Origin of the sequence: Streptacidiphilus sp. BW17 (assembly GCF_041262485.1) — a bacterium.
Lineage (GTDB): Bacteria > Actinomycetota > Actinomycetes > Streptomycetales > Streptomycetaceae > Streptacidiphilus.
In genome coordinates this window covers 120295-134263 of record NZ_JBGCCR010000004.1, presented here as the reverse complement: position 1 = coordinate 134263, position 13969 = coordinate 120295, and the positions used below count along the sequence as shown (strand labels likewise).

The 13969-nt window shown below is 72.9% G+C and carries 16 protein-coding genes; 11 read left to right on the top strand and 5 right to left on the bottom strand.

Features of this window, described 5'->3' with window-relative positions:
• The first annotated feature begins 1 nt into the window (after position 1).
• Genes ABH940_RS06390 through ABH940_RS06380 form a run of 3 tightly spaced genes read left to right on the top strand, consistent with a single transcriptional unit; the run spans position 2 to position 2296 of the window.
• Positions 2-952 carry a metal ABC transporter permease gene (locus ABH940_RS06390; protein ID WP_370066798.1) on the top strand — a complete coding sequence of 317 codons (951 nt, stop codon included), beginning with the start codon at positions 2-4 and terminating at the stop codon, positions 950-952.
• Between the two features lie 34 nt (positions 953-986).
• Positions 987-1823 (top strand): metal ABC transporter permease, encoded by an 837-nt coding sequence (locus ABH940_RS06385; protein ID WP_370066800.1) that lies wholly within the window; start codon positions 987-989, stop codon positions 1821-1823.
• Positions 1820-2296: a Fur family transcriptional regulator gene (locus tag ABH940_RS06380; RefSeq protein ID WP_370066802.1), complete on the top strand. Its 477-nt coding sequence runs from the start codon at positions 1820-1822 to the stop codon at positions 2294-2296. The genes ABH940_RS06385 and ABH940_RS06380 overlap by 4 nt, the downstream gene beginning before the upstream one ends.
• 10 nt (positions 2297-2306) lie before the next feature.
• Here ABH940_RS06380 and ABH940_RS06375 read toward each other — a convergent pair whose 3' ends face one another.
• Together ABH940_RS06375 and ABH940_RS06370 are read right to left on the bottom strand one after the other, a co-directional pair.
• The gene (locus ABH940_RS06375) at positions 2307-2657 is read right to left on the bottom strand and encodes an ArsR/SmtB family transcription factor (protein ID WP_370066804.1); all 351 of its coding nucleotides are present in this window, start codon (positions 2655-2657) and stop codon (positions 2307-2309) included.
• 113 nt (positions 2658-2770) lie between these two features.
• A complete protein-coding gene (locus ABH940_RS06370; protein ID WP_370066806.1) occupies positions 2771-3073 on the bottom strand; it encodes a hypothetical protein in 303 nt (100 codons plus the stop codon).
• A 237-nt stretch (positions 3074-3310) separates the two neighbouring features.
• Between ABH940_RS06370 and ABH940_RS06365 the strand changes: the two genes are divergently transcribed.
• From ABH940_RS06365 to ABH940_RS06350, 4 genes are read left to right on the top strand one after another with little or no spacing between them, the layout of a single operon-like run.
• A complete protein-coding gene (locus tag ABH940_RS06365; RefSeq protein ID WP_370104639.1) occupies positions 3311-3613 on the top strand; it encodes a hypothetical protein in 303 nt (100 codons plus the stop codon).
• Between the two features lie 9 nt (positions 3614-3622).
• Entirely contained in the window at positions 3623-4687 is a 1065-nt protein-coding gene (locus ABH940_RS06360) for a GTP-binding protein (protein ID WP_370104637.1), read from the top strand.
• On the top strand, positions 4684-5712 hold the full coding sequence (locus ABH940_RS06355; RefSeq protein WP_370104635.1) for a WD40 repeat domain-containing protein: 1029 nt from the start codon (positions 4684-4686) through the stop codon (positions 5710-5712). The genes ABH940_RS06360 and ABH940_RS06355 overlap by 4 nt, the downstream gene beginning before the upstream one ends.
• Positions 5709-6191 carry a (2Fe-2S) ferredoxin domain-containing protein gene (locus ABH940_RS06350; RefSeq protein ID WP_370066814.1) on the top strand — a complete coding sequence of 161 codons (483 nt, stop codon included), beginning with the start codon at positions 5709-5711 and terminating at the stop codon, positions 6189-6191. The genes ABH940_RS06355 and ABH940_RS06350 overlap by 4 nt, the downstream gene beginning before the upstream one ends.
• Here the strand turns inward: ABH940_RS06350 and ABH940_RS06345 are convergent.
• Positions 6132-8132 (bottom strand): heavy metal translocating P-type ATPase, encoded by a 2001-nt coding sequence (locus ABH940_RS06345; protein WP_370066816.1) that lies wholly within the window; start codon positions 8130-8132, stop codon positions 6132-6134. The two genes, ABH940_RS06350 and ABH940_RS06345, sit on opposite strands and share 60 nt — an antisense overlap.
• Before the next feature lie 110 nt (positions 8133-8242).
• Between ABH940_RS06345 and ABH940_RS06340 the strand changes: the two genes are divergently transcribed.
• Positions 8243-8638 (top strand): ArsR/SmtB family transcription factor, encoded by a 396-nt coding sequence (locus ABH940_RS06340; RefSeq protein WP_370066818.1) that lies wholly within the window; start codon positions 8243-8245, stop codon positions 8636-8638.
• Between the two features lie 114 nt (positions 8639-8752).
• Positions 8753-9193 carry a hypothetical protein gene (locus tag ABH940_RS06335; RefSeq protein ID WP_370104633.1) on the top strand — a complete coding sequence of 147 codons (441 nt, stop codon included), beginning with the start codon at positions 8753-8755 and terminating at the stop codon, positions 9191-9193.
• Between the two features lie 28 nt (positions 9194-9221).
• On the opposite strand, the gene ABH940_RS06330 is transcribed toward ABH940_RS06335, so the two are convergent.
• The gene (locus tag ABH940_RS06330) at positions 9222-9446 is read right to left on the bottom strand and encodes a hypothetical protein (RefSeq protein ID WP_370066822.1); all 225 of its coding nucleotides are present in this window, start codon (positions 9444-9446) and stop codon (positions 9222-9224) included.
• A gap of 157 nt (positions 9447-9603) precedes the next feature.
• On the bottom strand, positions 9604-11061 hold the full coding sequence (locus ABH940_RS06325; protein ID WP_370066824.1) for a hypothetical protein: 1458 nt from the start codon (positions 11059-11061) through the stop codon (positions 9604-9606).
• Between the two features lie 185 nt (positions 11062-11246).
• Here ABH940_RS06325 and ABH940_RS06320 point away from each other — a divergent pair, with 185 nt between their 5' ends.
• Both ABH940_RS06320 and ABH940_RS06315 read left to right on the top strand, forming a co-directional pair.
• A complete protein-coding gene (locus ABH940_RS06320; protein WP_370066826.1) occupies positions 11247-12806 on the top strand; it encodes a Na+/H+ antiporter in 1560 nt (519 codons plus the stop codon).
• A gap of 148 nt (positions 12807-12954) precedes the next feature.
• Positions 12955-13965 carry a zinc-dependent alcohol dehydrogenase family protein gene (locus tag ABH940_RS06315; RefSeq protein WP_370104631.1) on the top strand — a complete coding sequence of 337 codons (1011 nt, stop codon included), beginning with the start codon at positions 12955-12957 and terminating at the stop codon, positions 13963-13965.
• Positions 13966-13969: the final 4 nt, after the last annotated feature.

Sequence of the window (13969 nt, the reverse complement as noted above, 5' to 3'; positions counted from 1 at the left end):
CGTGGAAGCACTCTGGCACGCGCTCTTCGCCCCCGGTTTCTTCACCAGCCAGCCCGTGCGCCAGGCCGTCCTGGTCGGGGGAGTGGTCCCGATCGTCGCGGGCGCGGTCGGCGTCTTCACCGTGCTGCGCGGGCAGTCCTTCGCCGGGCACTCGCTGAGTGCGCTCGGCACGCTCGGTGGCTCCGGGGCCTTCCTGCTCGGGATCACCCCGCTGTGGGGCATCCTCACCTGCGGGTTCGCCGTCGCCGGGGTGATGGAGCTGGCCGGCACGCAGCGGCGGCGCGGACGTGACGTCGCGACAGGGCTGGTGCTCAGCACCGCACTCGGCGTCTCGGCGCTGCTGCTCTACCTGGTGACCATGTCCGGCAGTACCACCGGGGTGACCGTGACGTTGCTCTTCGGGTCGCTCTTCGCGCTCAGCGGGATCACCGTGCCCGCGATGACGCTTCTCGCGCTGGTCTGCCTGGCGGTGCTCGCGCTGCTCTACCGGCCCCTGCTGCTGAGCTCCGTCAGTCCGGAACTGGCTGCGGCGCGCGGCGTCCGGGTCCGGTGGCTCGGCCTGGCCTTCCTGCTGCTGCTCGCCCTGGCCGCCGCGCTGTGCAGCGTGGCGGTGGGCACGATCCTCAGCACCGCGCTGCTGATCGGACCGGCCGCCACCGCCCTGCGGCTGACCCGGCGTCCGGCGCGGGCGATGGTGCTGGCGGGGCTGGTCGGGGTGGTCTCCACCTGGATCGGCGTCGTCCTGGCCTACGACAGCTACCTCTGGCCGCCCGCCGGGAAGGGCTGGCCGGTCAGCTTCTTCGTGGTCGCGGTCATCCTGCTCTGCTACCTGCTCGCCGGATTCGCCCCCGCGGCACGGCGCGGCTCCGGCCGCGCCGGGCCCACAGGCCGCGCCGGTGAGCAACCGTCCTCCGGGCCACGAGAGCCCCTGACTCCGGCGAGGCTGCGCTGAGATGTTCGCGGACGCTGGGATGTTTGCAAACTACATGCTCAACGCTTGGGAGGTGGCGACGATCGTCGCCGTCGTCGCCCCGCTCGTCGGCTTCTACGTCGTCCTGCGCGGCTCCTCCTTCGTCGCCCACGCGGTGCCGGAGGCCGCCTTCGCCGGCGCGGCCGGAGCGAGCCTGCTCGGCCTGAACACCCTGTTCGGGTTGGGGATCTTCGCCCTCGGTGCCTCGCTCGGCATCGGGGCGTTCGGTCGGCGCGGTCGTCACGACGTGGTGACCGCACTGGCCATGGTGCTGATGCTCGGGATGGGCTCGCTCTTCCTGAGCTGGAGCTCGGAGTACGCGCCCGAGATCTACTCGCTGCTCTTCGGCGAAGTGCTGGGCGTCAGCAGCAACGAGATCGGCATCACCGCCGTGCTCGGCGCGATCTCGCTCGCGGCGCTGGCGCTGCTGCACCGTCCGCTGCTGCTCACCTCGTTGATGCCGGAGGTGGCCGAGGCGCGCGGCGTGCGCGGGCACCGGGTGGAGATGGCCTTTCTCGCCGTCGTCGCCCTGGCCACGACCGCCGCCGTGCCGGTGGTGGGTGCGCTGCTGATGTTCAGTCTGATGGTCGGCCCGCCCGCCGCGGCACGCTGCCTGGTCAAAAACCCGCTGGGGACGACGGCGCTGTCGGTGGCCATCGCGCTGGCCGTGGTGTGGGGTGCGATCGCCGCGTCCTACCAGACCGACTGGCCGATCGGCTTCTTCGTGACCGGATTCGCCTTCGCCGCCTACGTCGTGGCCCAGCTCGGACGCCGGCTCGGCACGGTGCGGCGACGTTTCGTCCGCGCGGGGGCGGGCGCGAACCCGGCCGTGACGGCGGGTGGTGTCGCGTGACGAACGGGGCCGCTGAGCGGGGGACGGCGCGGGGAGCCGGACGGCGGGGGCAGGACAGACTGCCCCAGCCGGAGGCCGTCGCGCTGCTCGGGCGGCCCACCCAGCAGCGGGTCCAGGTGCTGCGCGCGCTGATGGCGTGCACCGACTTCGTCAGCGCCCAGGACCTGCACGCGGCCCTGCACGCCTCGGGCTCCACGGTGGGCCTGAGCACCATCTACCGGACGCTCACCGCCCTGGTCGGCACCGGCCGCGCCGACCTGGTGCGGGACACCAACGGCGAGCGACTGTTCCGCTACCGCCCGGACGCCGAGCACCGGCACTACCTGATCTGCCGCGAGTGCGGCCTCAGCCTGCCGCTCGACTCGCGCCCGGTGGAGACCTGGGCGTCGGAGGTCGCCGAGCAGTCGGGGTTCGTCGGCGTGGACCACACCGTGGAGCTCTCCGGGACCTGCGCGTCGTGCGCTTCCAGATGATGACGCTGAGTCAGTTATTGGTGGTGCTCGGCTCGTTGGCGTGCCTGATCGCGTCCAGGACGATGTGCGCGATGTGCTCGTCCACCAGCGAGTAGACGACCTCGCGGGAGCGCCGTCGGGCGCTGACGATCCCGGAGGCGCGCAGCAGGCGCAGGTGCTGGGAGACCAGCGGCTGACTCACCTGCAGGACGTCGACCAGCTCCCCGACATGGCGGCTGCCCGACGAGAGCTCGCGGACGATCCCGAGCCGGACCGGTGACGCCAGAACGCGCAGCAGTTCGCTCGCCGCGTTGAGGTCGGCGTTCGGATCTGCCTGCGGAACTGCGCTCGGGTCGGAGGGCTCAGGGGCTCGGGTCGCCATATGCATACCTTAGGACATGGGAATGACTCCCATTCCCGTCTCAAATGCCCCAATTCGCCGGGCGGTCGGAGCTGAGCAGCTCCTGCCGCCCGGCGTTTTGCAGTGGTCGTCCGTCAGTGGTCGTCCCAGTGGCCCTCGTGGCTGGCGTGGCGGTGGCCGTCGTGGACGTAGTCGACGTGGTCGCCGTGCGGGACGGCCACGTGGCCGCAGCCGTCGCCGTGCTGGTGGGTGTGCTCGGCGTGGGCGACGTGCCCGGCGGTGGCGCACTCGTCGACATGGCCCTCGTGGGCGCGGTGCAGGTGGTTGTCGTGCGCGTAGTCGACGTGGTCGCCGTGCGGGACGGCGACATGGCCGCAGCCGTCGCCGTGGACGTGCGGATGGTCCTGGTGCGTGGGGTGGGTCGTGGGTGCGGACATCGGTCTCCCTCTCGGGTGCGGATGGCATAACGACATGACCTGCGGGCGCGCAGCGGCCCGGCGGCGTGCGCCGGCTGCTCTCGCACCAGGATTCATCATATAGCGATGTCTGCATGTGTTGGGTGGATTTGCGGGCGGCTCACGCCGGGCAACTTTGTGACGCTCCGTCATAGTGAAATGGAAGTCGTTTTCATCTAGGCTGACCTCCAGAAGCCCCTCGCGAACGGAGACTTCACCATGCCGTCCTCCGGCGTCCCCATCTCGGGCCTGTTGCGCCGTCAGTCGCCCGAGCACACCGCCCGGGTCAACGCCATCAAGGGCCAGACCCGGCGCGAGCTCGACCTCGACGACGGCGACACCGTCGTCGTCCGCCAACTCGACTGCACCGAACCGGGATGCCCGCCGGTCGAGACCGTCGTCGCGGTCCTGGGCGCCGGCGGCGCCACCCGCCGGTGGACCCTGCACCACCCCGTCACCGAGATCACCCCGCGGCGGCTGGCCGAGGCCCTCGCCACCAGCCCTGCCACCAATACCCCCTGAGGAGCCCGCATGACCACTGACTCCACCAGTGCCGAACTCCCCGAAGAGCGGGACGTCGTGGACACCCGCGTCCCCGTCACCGTGCTCACCGGCTTCCTCGGCTCCGGCAAGACCACGCTGCTCAACCGCATCCTCACCGAGCAGCACGGGTTGCGGATCGCTGTCATCGAGAACGAGTTCGGCGAGGTCGGGATCGACGACGCCCTGGTGGTGGACGCCGAGGAAGAGATCTTCGAGATGAACAACGGCTGCATCTGCTGCACCGTGCGCGGGGACCTGATCCGCATCCTCGGCGCGTTGATGCGACGGCGGGAGCGCTTCGACCGCGTCGTCATCGAGACCACCGGCCTGGCCGATCCTGCGCCGGTCGCGCAGACCTTCTTCATGGACGACGAGATCGCCTCCCAGCTGCGCCTGGACGCCATCGTCACCCTCGTCGACGCGGCCCACATCGGCGCGCACCTGGACGAGGTCAAGCCGGAGGGCGTGGAGAACGAGTCAGTCGAGCAGATCGCCTTCGCCGACCGGATCGTGCTCAACAAGACCGACCTGGTGGGCGAGTCCGAGATCGCCGAGGTCGTCTCCCGGATCCGGGCGGTCAACGCCCTGGCCGAGATCCTCCCGGCCCGGCAGGCGGACGTGGAGCTGGCCAAGGTCCTCGACGTGCACGCCTTCGACCTCGACCGGGTCCTGGAGACCGACCCGCAGTTCCTGATCGACACCGAGCACCAGCACGACACCACCGTCACCTCGGTCGGCATCGACGTGGAGGGAGAGGTGGACGAGGACCGCCTCAACGCCTGGCTCGGCACGCTGCTGCGCGAGCGCGGTGTGGACATCTTCCGCTCCAAGGGCATCCTGGCCCTGGCCGGAAACCCCCGCCAGTACGTCTTCCAGGGCGTCCACATGCTGCTCGACGGCGAGTCGGGCCGTGAGTGGGAGGCCGGCGAGGAGCGCCGCAACCGGCTGGTCTTCATCGGCCGCAACCTCGACCGCGACGAGCTCGACGCCGGCTTCGCGGCCTGCCTGGTCAACGCGCCCGCACTCAAGTCCCGTGCGGCGGTGAGCGCATGAGCATCGCCGCCGCCCTGGACGTCGACACGGCGTGGGAGACCGTGGTCGACGACGCGCCCGTGGCCGTGCACGCGGCGGCAGGGCTCGTCGCCGTCGCGGGTGCGGACGGCACCTGCTGGGTGCTGACCGGCTCGACCGGAGAGCTGGTGGGCACGGTCACCCTGCCCGGCGGCATCTTCGCCGCCCAACTCTCCCCGGATGCGGAGCATCTGGCCCTGGCCGGTCCCTTCGGGCACGCGCTGTGGAAGCGGGCGACCGACACCACCGTGATCGCGAAGACCGGCGCCTGGTCCGGGGCCGTGCGCTGGGCGGGACCGGACAAGGTCGCGATCGCCTCCGGCCGCCGCGCGGTGGTCCTGGCCCCTGACGGCCGGGAGTTGTGGGCCATCGAGCCCGCGCCCAGTACCGTCACCGACCTGGTCTGGTACCGCGAGGGCCGCCGCCTGGCCACCGCCGCCTACAACGGCGTGCGCTGCTACGAGCGCCACAGCGCCAGGCCCGTCGTGGAGTACCCGTACCTCGGCTCGCACCTCGCGCTCGCCGTCGCCCCCACCGGACGCTGGATCTGCAGTGGCAACCAGGACGCCTCGATCCACATCTGGCGCACCCGGGACGGCGGCGACCTGACGATGAGCGGGTATCCCGACAAGATCGCCCGGATCGCCTTCGACGACACCGGCTACTGGTTCGCCTCCGACGGCGCGCCCGACATCACCGTCTGGGACTTCTCCGGCAGCGGCCCCGAGGGCACCCGTCCCCGTACGCTGCGCGCGCACGAGACCGTCACCGCCCTGGCGTGGCGTCCCGGCGGGGCCGGGATCCTGGCAAGCGCGGGCGCGGAGGGCACGTTGGCGCTGTGGCGGGCCACCTCCGGGAGCGCCGGGGCGCGCCTCCACCCGGCCCACGCCCGCGAACTCGACCAGGCCGTCACCGCCTTGACCTGGGCCGGTTCCGACCTGCTCGTCACGGCCGACTGGCAGGGCCGCGTCCAGGCGAGCCGACTGCCCGAGGCGCTGCCGAGGTGAGCCGTCGCAGCAGCGGTGGGGCGAGCGTCCGCGCGGCGGGCCGCCCCTGCACGGTGACGGTCTGTCGGGGCTGCTGCTGCGGCAGCCCGAAGCGTGGGGCCGACGCCGTCGCGGCGGCCCGCGAGCAGGCGGAGCTGCTGCGCGCCGCCGCGGGCGAGGGGGACGCCCGGTTCGAGTTGCGCGTCTCCGACTGCCTCGGACCGTGCGACCACGCGGACGTCGTCGTGGTCCAGCCCTCCACGGCCGGACGGCTGCGCGGCGGCCGACCGGTCTGGATCGGCTGGAGCACCGCGCAGGGCTGCACCGACGACCTGCTGGCCTGGGTCGCCGCCGGTGGCCCGGGACTCGCGCCGCTGCCGCCCGCGTTGGAGCTGCAGACCTTCCGGCCCCCGCGCGCGGGTCTGCCGGGTCGCCGCGAGTCAGCGACCGCCCGACTCCGCTCCGGCGCGACGCCACGCGGCATCGCGCAGCAGGCGTAGGCCGTTGAGGCCGACGATGACGGTGGAGCCCTCGTGCCCGAGGACGCCCAGCGGCAGCGGCAGGTGCCCAGCCAGGTCCCAGACGACCAGGCCGGTGATGAACACCGAGGCGACGACCAGGTTCTGCACCACCAGCCGGCGCGCCCGGCGCGAGAGCCCCACCACCGTGGGGAGGGTGGCGAGTTCGTCGCGGACGACGACGGCGTCGGCGGTCTCCAAAGCCAGGTCGGAACCGGCGCGGCCCATGGCGATTCCGGTGTGGGCGGCGGCCAGCGCCGGGGCGTCGTTGACGCCGTCGCCGACGACCATGGTGCGGCGGCCCGCCCGCTCCTGCTCGGTCACGGCCGCGACCTTGTCCTGCGGCAGCAGCCCGGCACGCACGTCGGTGATGCCGACCTCGGCCGCGAGCCGTGCGGCGGCACGGGGGTTGTCGCCGGTGAGCAGGATCGGGGCCTGCCCGGTCAGCGCCGTCAGCCGGGTGACGGTCGCGGTGGCGTCGGCGCGCAGGCGGTCGGCGATCCCGAGCAGGCCGACGGGCGTGCCGTCGCGCAGCACGAGCACGGCGGTACGACCGCTGTCCTCCAACTCGCGGACGGTCTCACGGACCCTCCCACGGACCGTGCTCGTGACGTCGACGTCGTCCTGCTCGCCGAGCAGCCGCGCGGGGGTGCCGACGGTGATCGTCCGGCCGTCGACGAGCGCGGTCACGCCGACGCCGGGGGTGGAGCTGAACTCCTCGGCGGCCGGGAGGGTCAGGCCACGGGTGCGGGCCGCGTCGACGACCGCGCGGGCCAGCGGGTGCTCGCTGGGGTGCTCGGCGGCGGCAGCGAGGGAGAGGAGTTGACTGTCCGTCAGTTCACTGCCGTCGAGCGGGCGGAGCTCGGTGACGCGTGGCGTGCCCTCGGTCAGCGTGCCGGTCTTGTCCAGCGCGACGGCCTGGACCTGACCCAACTGCTCCATCACCACGGCCGACTTGACCAGCACGCCGTGGCGTCCCGCGTTGGCGATCGCGGACAGCAGCGGCGGCATCGTGGCCAGCACCACGGCGCAGGGCGAGGCGACGATCATGAACGTCATGGCCCGCAGCAGCGCGCCCGACAGGGCCGCGCCGAAGGCCAGCGGGACGGCGAAGACGAGCAGGGTCGCCGTCACCATGCCGAGGGAGTACCGCTGTTCGACCTTCTCGATGAACAACTGCGTGGGCGCCTTGGTCTCCGAGGCCTGCTCGACCATGGCGACGATCCGGGCGACGACGGAGTCGGACGCGTCCCGCTCGACCCGCACCCGCAGCGCGCCGGTGCCGTTCAGCGTCCCGGCGAAGACCTCGTCGCCGACCTGCTTGGCGACCGGGAGCGGCTCGCCGGTGATGGTGGCCTGGTCGACCTCGCTCGCCCCGTCCAGCACCCGGCCGTCCGCGCCGATCCGCTCGCCGGGGCGGACGAGGATCACCTGACCGACGGTCAGTGCCTCGGTGGCGACGGACTCCTCCGTACCGTCGTCGAGGAGGCGGGTCGCCGTGGTCGGGGCCAGGTCGAGCAGCCCGCGCACGGAGTCGGCGGTGCGGGCGGTGGCCAGCGCCTCCAGCGCGCCGGAGGTGGCGAAGATGACGATCAGCAGCGCCCCGTCGAGCACCTGCCCGATCGCGGCGGCGCCGAGGGCGGCCACGATCATCAGCAGGTCGACGTCGAGCGTCTTCTCACGCAGCGCGGTCAGCCCCGCCCAGCCCGGCTCCCAGCCGCCCGCCGCGTAGCAGAGGGCGTAGAGCGGACCCCAGGCCCAGGCGGAGACGTGGGTCAGTTGGAGCGGCAGCGCCAGCGCGAAGAACGCCAGCGCGGCCAGCGCCCAGCGCGCCTCGGCGAGCGCGAGCACGCGCGTCCGCCGTCTCGGCGCGACCGCGACGGCGGCGGGCGCGGTGGGACGTTCGAGCAGGGTGGTCGACATCTGGCGTACTTCCTGGGAGAGGGCAGCCAAGCGGAGGAGCAGGCTTCGGCACAGACCACTATAAGGGAACGATTGAATGAGTGTTCACGCGTTCTCGGTAGTATTGACGCATGGGCCATGGGATGAACCGCATCAGCAGCAGCGCGCGTGAACGCCTCGACGCCGTCGGCGCGACCGCCGTCGCCACCACGCTCCAGGCCCTGGCCACCCCGTCACGGCTGCTGATCCTGGCCCAGCTCCAGGAGGGCCCCTGCGCGGCCAGCGACCTTGCCGACGCCGTGGGGATGGAACGTTCGGCCTGCTCGCACCAGTTGCGCCTGCTGCGCAACCTCGGTCTGGTCAACGCCGAGCGCCGTGGCCGTTCCATCGTCTACTCGCTCTACGACAACCACGTCGCCGACCTGCTCGACCAGGCCCTCGGCCACGTCGAGCACCTGCGCGGCCCCGCCGACCGTCCCGGCGACGGCGACTTCGAGGACGAGGCGGAGCTCGACACCGTCCGCTGAGAGGCCGTTCCGGTGCGCCTTTGCCGCCCGCGTCGGTCGTCCGTCGACGGGAGCGGCGGGCGGGCGGACGATGGAGGGGTCGCGGGGGCCGGACGGAACCACCAGGAGCGGGCGATGGGCACCACCACGTTGGAGGACGTACGCGCGCTGGGCACGCTGATCGCTGACGCGGTCCTCGACGACGACCTGATGCGCGGTGCGCGCACCGACGCCACCGTCACCCAGATCGGACGGATCGTGGTGGGCGTCGACGACCGGGAGTACGTCATCACCATCCGGCCCACCCCGCCGACCGTCGCCGACGAGGGCGTCCCGGACGACGTCCCCCGCTATGCCGAGGGCGACGTGCTGGTGGACAAGAGCGCGCCGGAGCGGCGCCTGGAGGTGCTGTGCGTGGGGGAGGAGGCGTACTTCGTCCGCCGCCTCGGCACCGCACCCGGCGGGCCCGACGGGCCCGACGGGTGCGACGGGTCCGACGGGGGTGAGCCGATGGAGTCGGCGTGGGCGTTCGAGACGGTGGAGTCGGCGACGGTGCGCGCAGGGGCGAACCTCTGACGCCGCCGCCCGCGTGTGGCGGTGGCGGTCAGCCCTGGACCTGACGGGCGGCGAGGGGTTCGGACGAGTGGTCCGGGAGCCAGCGGTCGGCCTCCCCGGCCTCCCGCCGCTGGGCGCTCGTCCACGCGGCGGCGCGGGCGGCGTTCTGCTGCGCGCGCCGGTTGAGCCCGCGGGGTTCGAGAGCTGCCAGTCCACGCACGGTGTGCCGGCCGATCGTCCGCACCAGGTCCCAGGTCCCGGTCAGGGTGAACACGGGTCTTCCTCTCACTGCCGCTCGCGCAGTAGCTCTCACGACGACGACGTGCCGCCGGTCCGACAGATGGCCGACGCGGAGGGCAGCCTGCTCGACCCTATGCGCTGACACGCCTGTCGGCCCGCCGACGGTTCCGTGGTTGGTCCGAACGAGGCCTTCACACGCTGCGCTGGGACGCGGTACGCAGCAGGCCGCAAAGGTGCTCCAGGGCCTCCGGGGAGGTGAGCGCCTCGGCGGTCACGGTGTTGGCGTCGAGGACCGAGCCGTCCGGGGCCGTGAGGCGGTGGTGGTGGAGTGCGTCGAGCCTGCGGTACCCGTGGGTGAGGAGCTCGTGGACGACCGCGCCGGTCGCGGCGACCCCCGGGCGCAGCGCCTCGTCCGGATCGCCCACGACGGTCACGTCGGACTCTGCGACGAGGGTCCGGGTGAGCTCTCGCCGTCCGTCACCGGTGGAGAGCAGCTCCAGCACGTCGACGGCGGTGGCGGGACGCTTCAGCACCGTCGCCGCAGCCTCGATGACAGGCTCGGTGGCGGCTTCCTGCCCGTAGACCTTCGCCGGATCGACGTTCTCCCACTCGACCAGCTTGGGGGCCGCGTTTCCGGAGAGGAAAGACTTGGCGTATGCCCGAGCCAAGGATCGCTCCAGGGTGGGAGGGACGGTGATCAGCACCGGCACGGCGGCGTCGGCCGGCTCCTGCTCTGCCAGGTGTGCGAACTCGCCGTCCAGGGACGGGTGGAGGCGGCGCAGGTCCTCGGCGACGGCGCTGACGAACGACTGCCGGTCCTCCGGCAGGACGTAGCCGGCCTCGCGGCATTCCAGCCAGCCGCTGAACAGCATGCGCGGGACACGGCGGCGCCTGACGATCAGGTGGCGGTAGACGGAGGCGAACTCGTCGAACGAAATGAGCGTTCGTCCCGACGCCAGCATCGCTTCGGCCGCACGCAGCCGGGATCCGGCGGACTGGACGGCAGCCTGCTCGGCGCGCTCCTCGATGTCTGCGGCGAACTGCGCGGTGCGGTCCAGGAAGGCTGTGGCCCGGCGGATCAGGCGGGAGTCCCGCCCGGCCTCGACCAGGGCCGGGACGCCGGAGAACTGAAGCCGTTTGTGCAGCACCGCGAGGGCGGCGGCGGGGTTGGGCTCGGCCGTCGCGGCGAGACCGCGTGCCAACTCGATGCGCAACTCGTCAGCGGAGAGCGTGGCGAGCAGCGGAAGTCCTGCCTGGACCACCACCGTTCGGCGGGGGAACCGGTGCGCCGTCACCCTGATGACGGGATGTCCGACGATGCTCACCGCCGAGGGCACCGGCAGCCCGTTCTCACGCGCGGCCCGGGTGGCGATCTCGACCAGCTCCGGACAGTGCTTCCGCGCGCGGGGCTGTCGCTCGGCCGCCCGGCCGGAGGCCCAGACCAGTACGAGGACCCCGGCCAACGCGGGCAGGACGAAGTACAGCGGCGCCACACTCCAGTGCGCGCGCGACTCCGCCGCCAGGACCTGGAACGAAAGCACGGCGGCGCACATCAGCCCGAACACGACGGGTCCGAGGCGCCAGGCGCGGAGCCGGGCCCACAGCAGGTCACGGGAGGAGAGCCCACCAGCGGGCCGCGGTATGTGCATGGCTGACGGTTGTACACCCGGGGCAGGCGCTCCGCCAGGGTCCTCAACCCGACGTGTTCGGCGGCGTTAAGCCACTGATAAAATCCGACCATGGTGTGCCGGGAAGTCTGGTCGGCTCGGAGGGGTGGACTGTCCGCATCCGCGTGATGGCGCCCTCCCACGAGAGCGTCACGAAGGATGTCCCGATGCGCGCCGTAGGCACCGTCCTCCTCCTCGTCGTCCTGGCCACCGCCGTGGCGACGGGCGCGAAACGGTGGCGCATCCCCGCTCCGTCGCTGCTGGTCCTGGTGGGGCTGGGCATCGCACTGATCCCCGGGGCCCCGGCGCTGCACATCGCGCCGCAGACGATCGGGCTGGTCGTCCTCCCGCCGCTGCTCTACGCCTCCGCCGAGGAGCTGTCGGTGCGCGACCTGCGCACCGTGTGGAAGCCGGTGATCGTCCTCGCCTTCGGGCTGGTGCTCGCGTCCGCCGCCGTCATCGGACTCCTCGGCGCATGGCTGACGCCGCTGAGCGGCGCCATGGCCTTCGTGCTCGGCACCGTGCTGGCGAGCACCGACCCGGTCGCGGTGACCGCGCTCGGGCGGCGGCTGGCGCTGCCGGGGCGGGTCCAGGTGCTGGTGCAGGGCGAGAGCCTGTTCAACGACGCCACCTCGCTGGTGATGTTCAAGGTCGCCGTGGCCGTCGCGGTCTCCTCCAGCGCGGTCAGCTGGACGCGTGCCGGTGGCGAGTTCTTCCTGCTCGCGGGTGGCGGCAGCCTGGTCGGCGCCGTCGTCGCGGGCGTCGTGGCGCTGATCCGGCGGCAGACCACCGACCCCGTCCTGGAGACGGTGATCGCGCTGGTCACCCCGTACGCCGCCTACGTGCTGGCGGAAGGGCTGCACACCTCCGGCGTCACCTGCGTGGTGGTCGCCGGGGTGCTGCTCGGCCGCTCCAGCCACCGGCTGACCGACGCCCGGATACGGCTGCAGCTCCAGGCCGTCTACGGGGTGGTCGTGTTCCTGCTGGAGAGCGTCGTCTTCGCGATCGTCGGACTCGAACTGCCCACCCTGGTGCGCGACCTGCCCGCCGGGACCGGCGCCTGGCCGTTGCAGGCGCTGGCCATCGCCGCGGCGCTGATCGTGCTGCGGCTGGCGTGGATGGTCCCGCTGTCCGCCGCGCTCAAGCCCACCACCGGCCGTCCGTCCTGGCGGCTCGCCGCCGTCGCCTCCTGGGCCGGGACCCGTGGCGTGATGCCGCTCGCCGCCGCCCTGTCGATCCCGCTCGTCGCCGCCAACGGGAGCCCACTGCCGGGACGGGCGTTGGTGCTGACACTGACCACCGCCGTCGTCATCTTCACCCTGGTCGTCCAGGGGCTCTCGCTCGCGGGCGTCGTCAACCGCTCCGGGCTGGCGCTGGAGCCCGAGCACACCGCACGCGAGGAGTCCCGCACCCGGCTCGCGCTGACCCGTGCCGGGTTGGTGCACCTGGACGAGATCGCCGAGCTGGAGGCCGTCCCCGAGGTCGCCCTCGACCGGGTGCGCCGCCGCCTGGACGCACAGCTCGACCACAACACCGACGCGGACGAGAACGGTGCCTCCGACGGCCAGACCACCCTCGTCGCCTACCGCGACCTGCGCCGCGACGTCATCGCGATCCAGAGCACCGAGCTGCGCCGCCTCTACGAGGACCACCAGATCAGCGACACCACCCGCCGCCACCTCCAGCATGAACTGGACCTGGAGGAGACCGCGCTCGGCCGGAACTGACCCCCGGGCGCTACCGTCGAGAGGGGGCGCACGCGACCTGGGAGCGGGCATGGACGAGCTGGCCGGAGGGCCGGGGACTGCGGGACCGGAGGCTGCGACTCCGGACGCTGCGGGACTTTCGGGTGCGGGACCGGAGACGGACGCCTGGGTGGTGAACCGACCCGGTCCGATGGCGACCGGACCGCTGGTGCGCACCCGTCGGCGCGTGCCCGCGCCCGGCCCCGGCGAACTGCTGATCCGGGTGGACGTGTGCGGGGTCTGCCGCACCGATCTGCACCTCGCCGAGGGCGATCTCCCGCCGCGCCGCCCGCAGACCACGCCCGGGCACGAGGCAGTCGGACGCGTCCTCGCACTCGGGCCGGAGGCGAGGACCGCGGGCTTTGCCGAGGGGGACCGCGTCGGCGTCGCCTGGCTGGCGGGCACCTGCGGCCGGTGTGCGTACTGCACGGCCGGGCGGGAGAACCTCTGTCCGGCGTCGACCTACACCGGCTGGGACCGCGACGGCGGCTTCGCCCGGCACCTGGTGGCCGACGCCCGCTACGTCTACGCCCTCCCGGAGGGACGGCTGAGCGACGCCGAACTCGCCCCGCTGCTCTGCGCGGGGATCATCGGCTACCGGGCCCTGGAGCGGGCCGAACTGCCGCCCGGCGGACGGCTCGGCATCTACGGCTTCGGCGCGTCCGGCCACCTCACCGCGCAGCTCGCGCTCGCCCGGGGAGCGACCGTCCACGTGCTGACCCGGTCCGAACAGGCCCGCAGACTCGCCCTGGACCTGGGCGCGACCTCCGCCCGCGACGCCTACGCCGCCCCGCCGGAGCCGTTGGACGCGGCGCTCCTGTTCGCGCCGGTCGGCGACCTGGTCCCGGTTGCGCTGGCGGCCCTGGACCGGGGCGGCACGCTGGCCGTGGCGGGGATCCACCTGACCGACATCCCGGTGCTGAACTACGAGCGGCACTTGTTCCAGGAGCGCACGCTGCGCAGCGTCACCGCGAACACCCGTGCTGACGGCCGCGCGTTCCTCGCCGAGGTCGCCGACCTGCCGTCGCCGCTGCGGGTGCAGGTCGTCCGCTACCCGTTCGAGGCCGCCGACCGGGCGCTGGCGGACGTTGCCGCTGACCGGGTCACCGGCGTGGCCGTGCTCGACATCGGCGGCGCGTGACAAC

What these genes read in the sequence shown, in the direction of transcription:
- ABH940_RS06385 (WP_370066800.1), top strand. Translation starts at nt 987, where the DNA reads ATGCTCAACGCTTGGGAGGTGGCGACGATCGTCGCCGTCGTCGCCCCG.
- ABH940_RS06375 (WP_370066804.1), bottom strand. Translation starts at nt 2,657, where the DNA reads ATGGCGACCCGAGCCCCTGAGCCCTCCGACCCGAGCGCAGTTCCGCAG.
- ABH940_RS06370 (WP_370066806.1), bottom strand. Translation starts at nt 3,073, where the DNA reads ATGTCCGCACCCACGACCCACCCCACGCACCAGGACCATCCGCACGTC.
- ABH940_RS06365 (WP_370104639.1), top strand. Translation starts at nt 3,311, where the DNA reads ATGCCGTCCTCCGGCGTCCCCATCTCGGGCCTGTTGCGCCGTCAGTCG.
- ABH940_RS06360 (WP_370104637.1), top strand. Translation starts at nt 3,623, where the DNA reads ATGACCACTGACTCCACCAGTGCCGAACTCCCCGAAGAGCGGGACGTC.
- ABH940_RS06355 (WP_370104635.1), top strand. Translation starts at nt 4,684, where the DNA reads ATGAGCATCGCCGCCGCCCTGGACGTCGACACGGCGTGGGAGACCGTG.
- ABH940_RS06345 (WP_370066816.1), bottom strand. Translation starts at nt 8,132, where the DNA reads ATGTCGACCACCCTGCTCGAACGTCCCACCGCGCCCGCCGCCGTCGCG.
- ABH940_RS06340 (WP_370066818.1), top strand. Translation starts at nt 8,243, where the DNA reads ATGGGCCATGGGATGAACCGCATCAGCAGCAGCGCGCGTGAACGCCTC.
- ABH940_RS06335 (WP_370104633.1), top strand. Translation starts at nt 8,753, where the DNA reads ATGGGCACCACCACGTTGGAGGACGTACGCGCGCTGGGCACGCTGATC.
- ABH940_RS06325 (WP_370066824.1), bottom strand. Translation starts at nt 11,061, where the DNA reads ATGCACATACCGCGGCCCGCTGGTGGGCTCTCCTCCCGTGACCTGCTG.
- ABH940_RS06320 (WP_370066826.1), top strand. Translation starts at nt 11,247, where the DNA reads ATGCGCGCCGTAGGCACCGTCCTCCTCCTCGTCGTCCTGGCCACCGCC.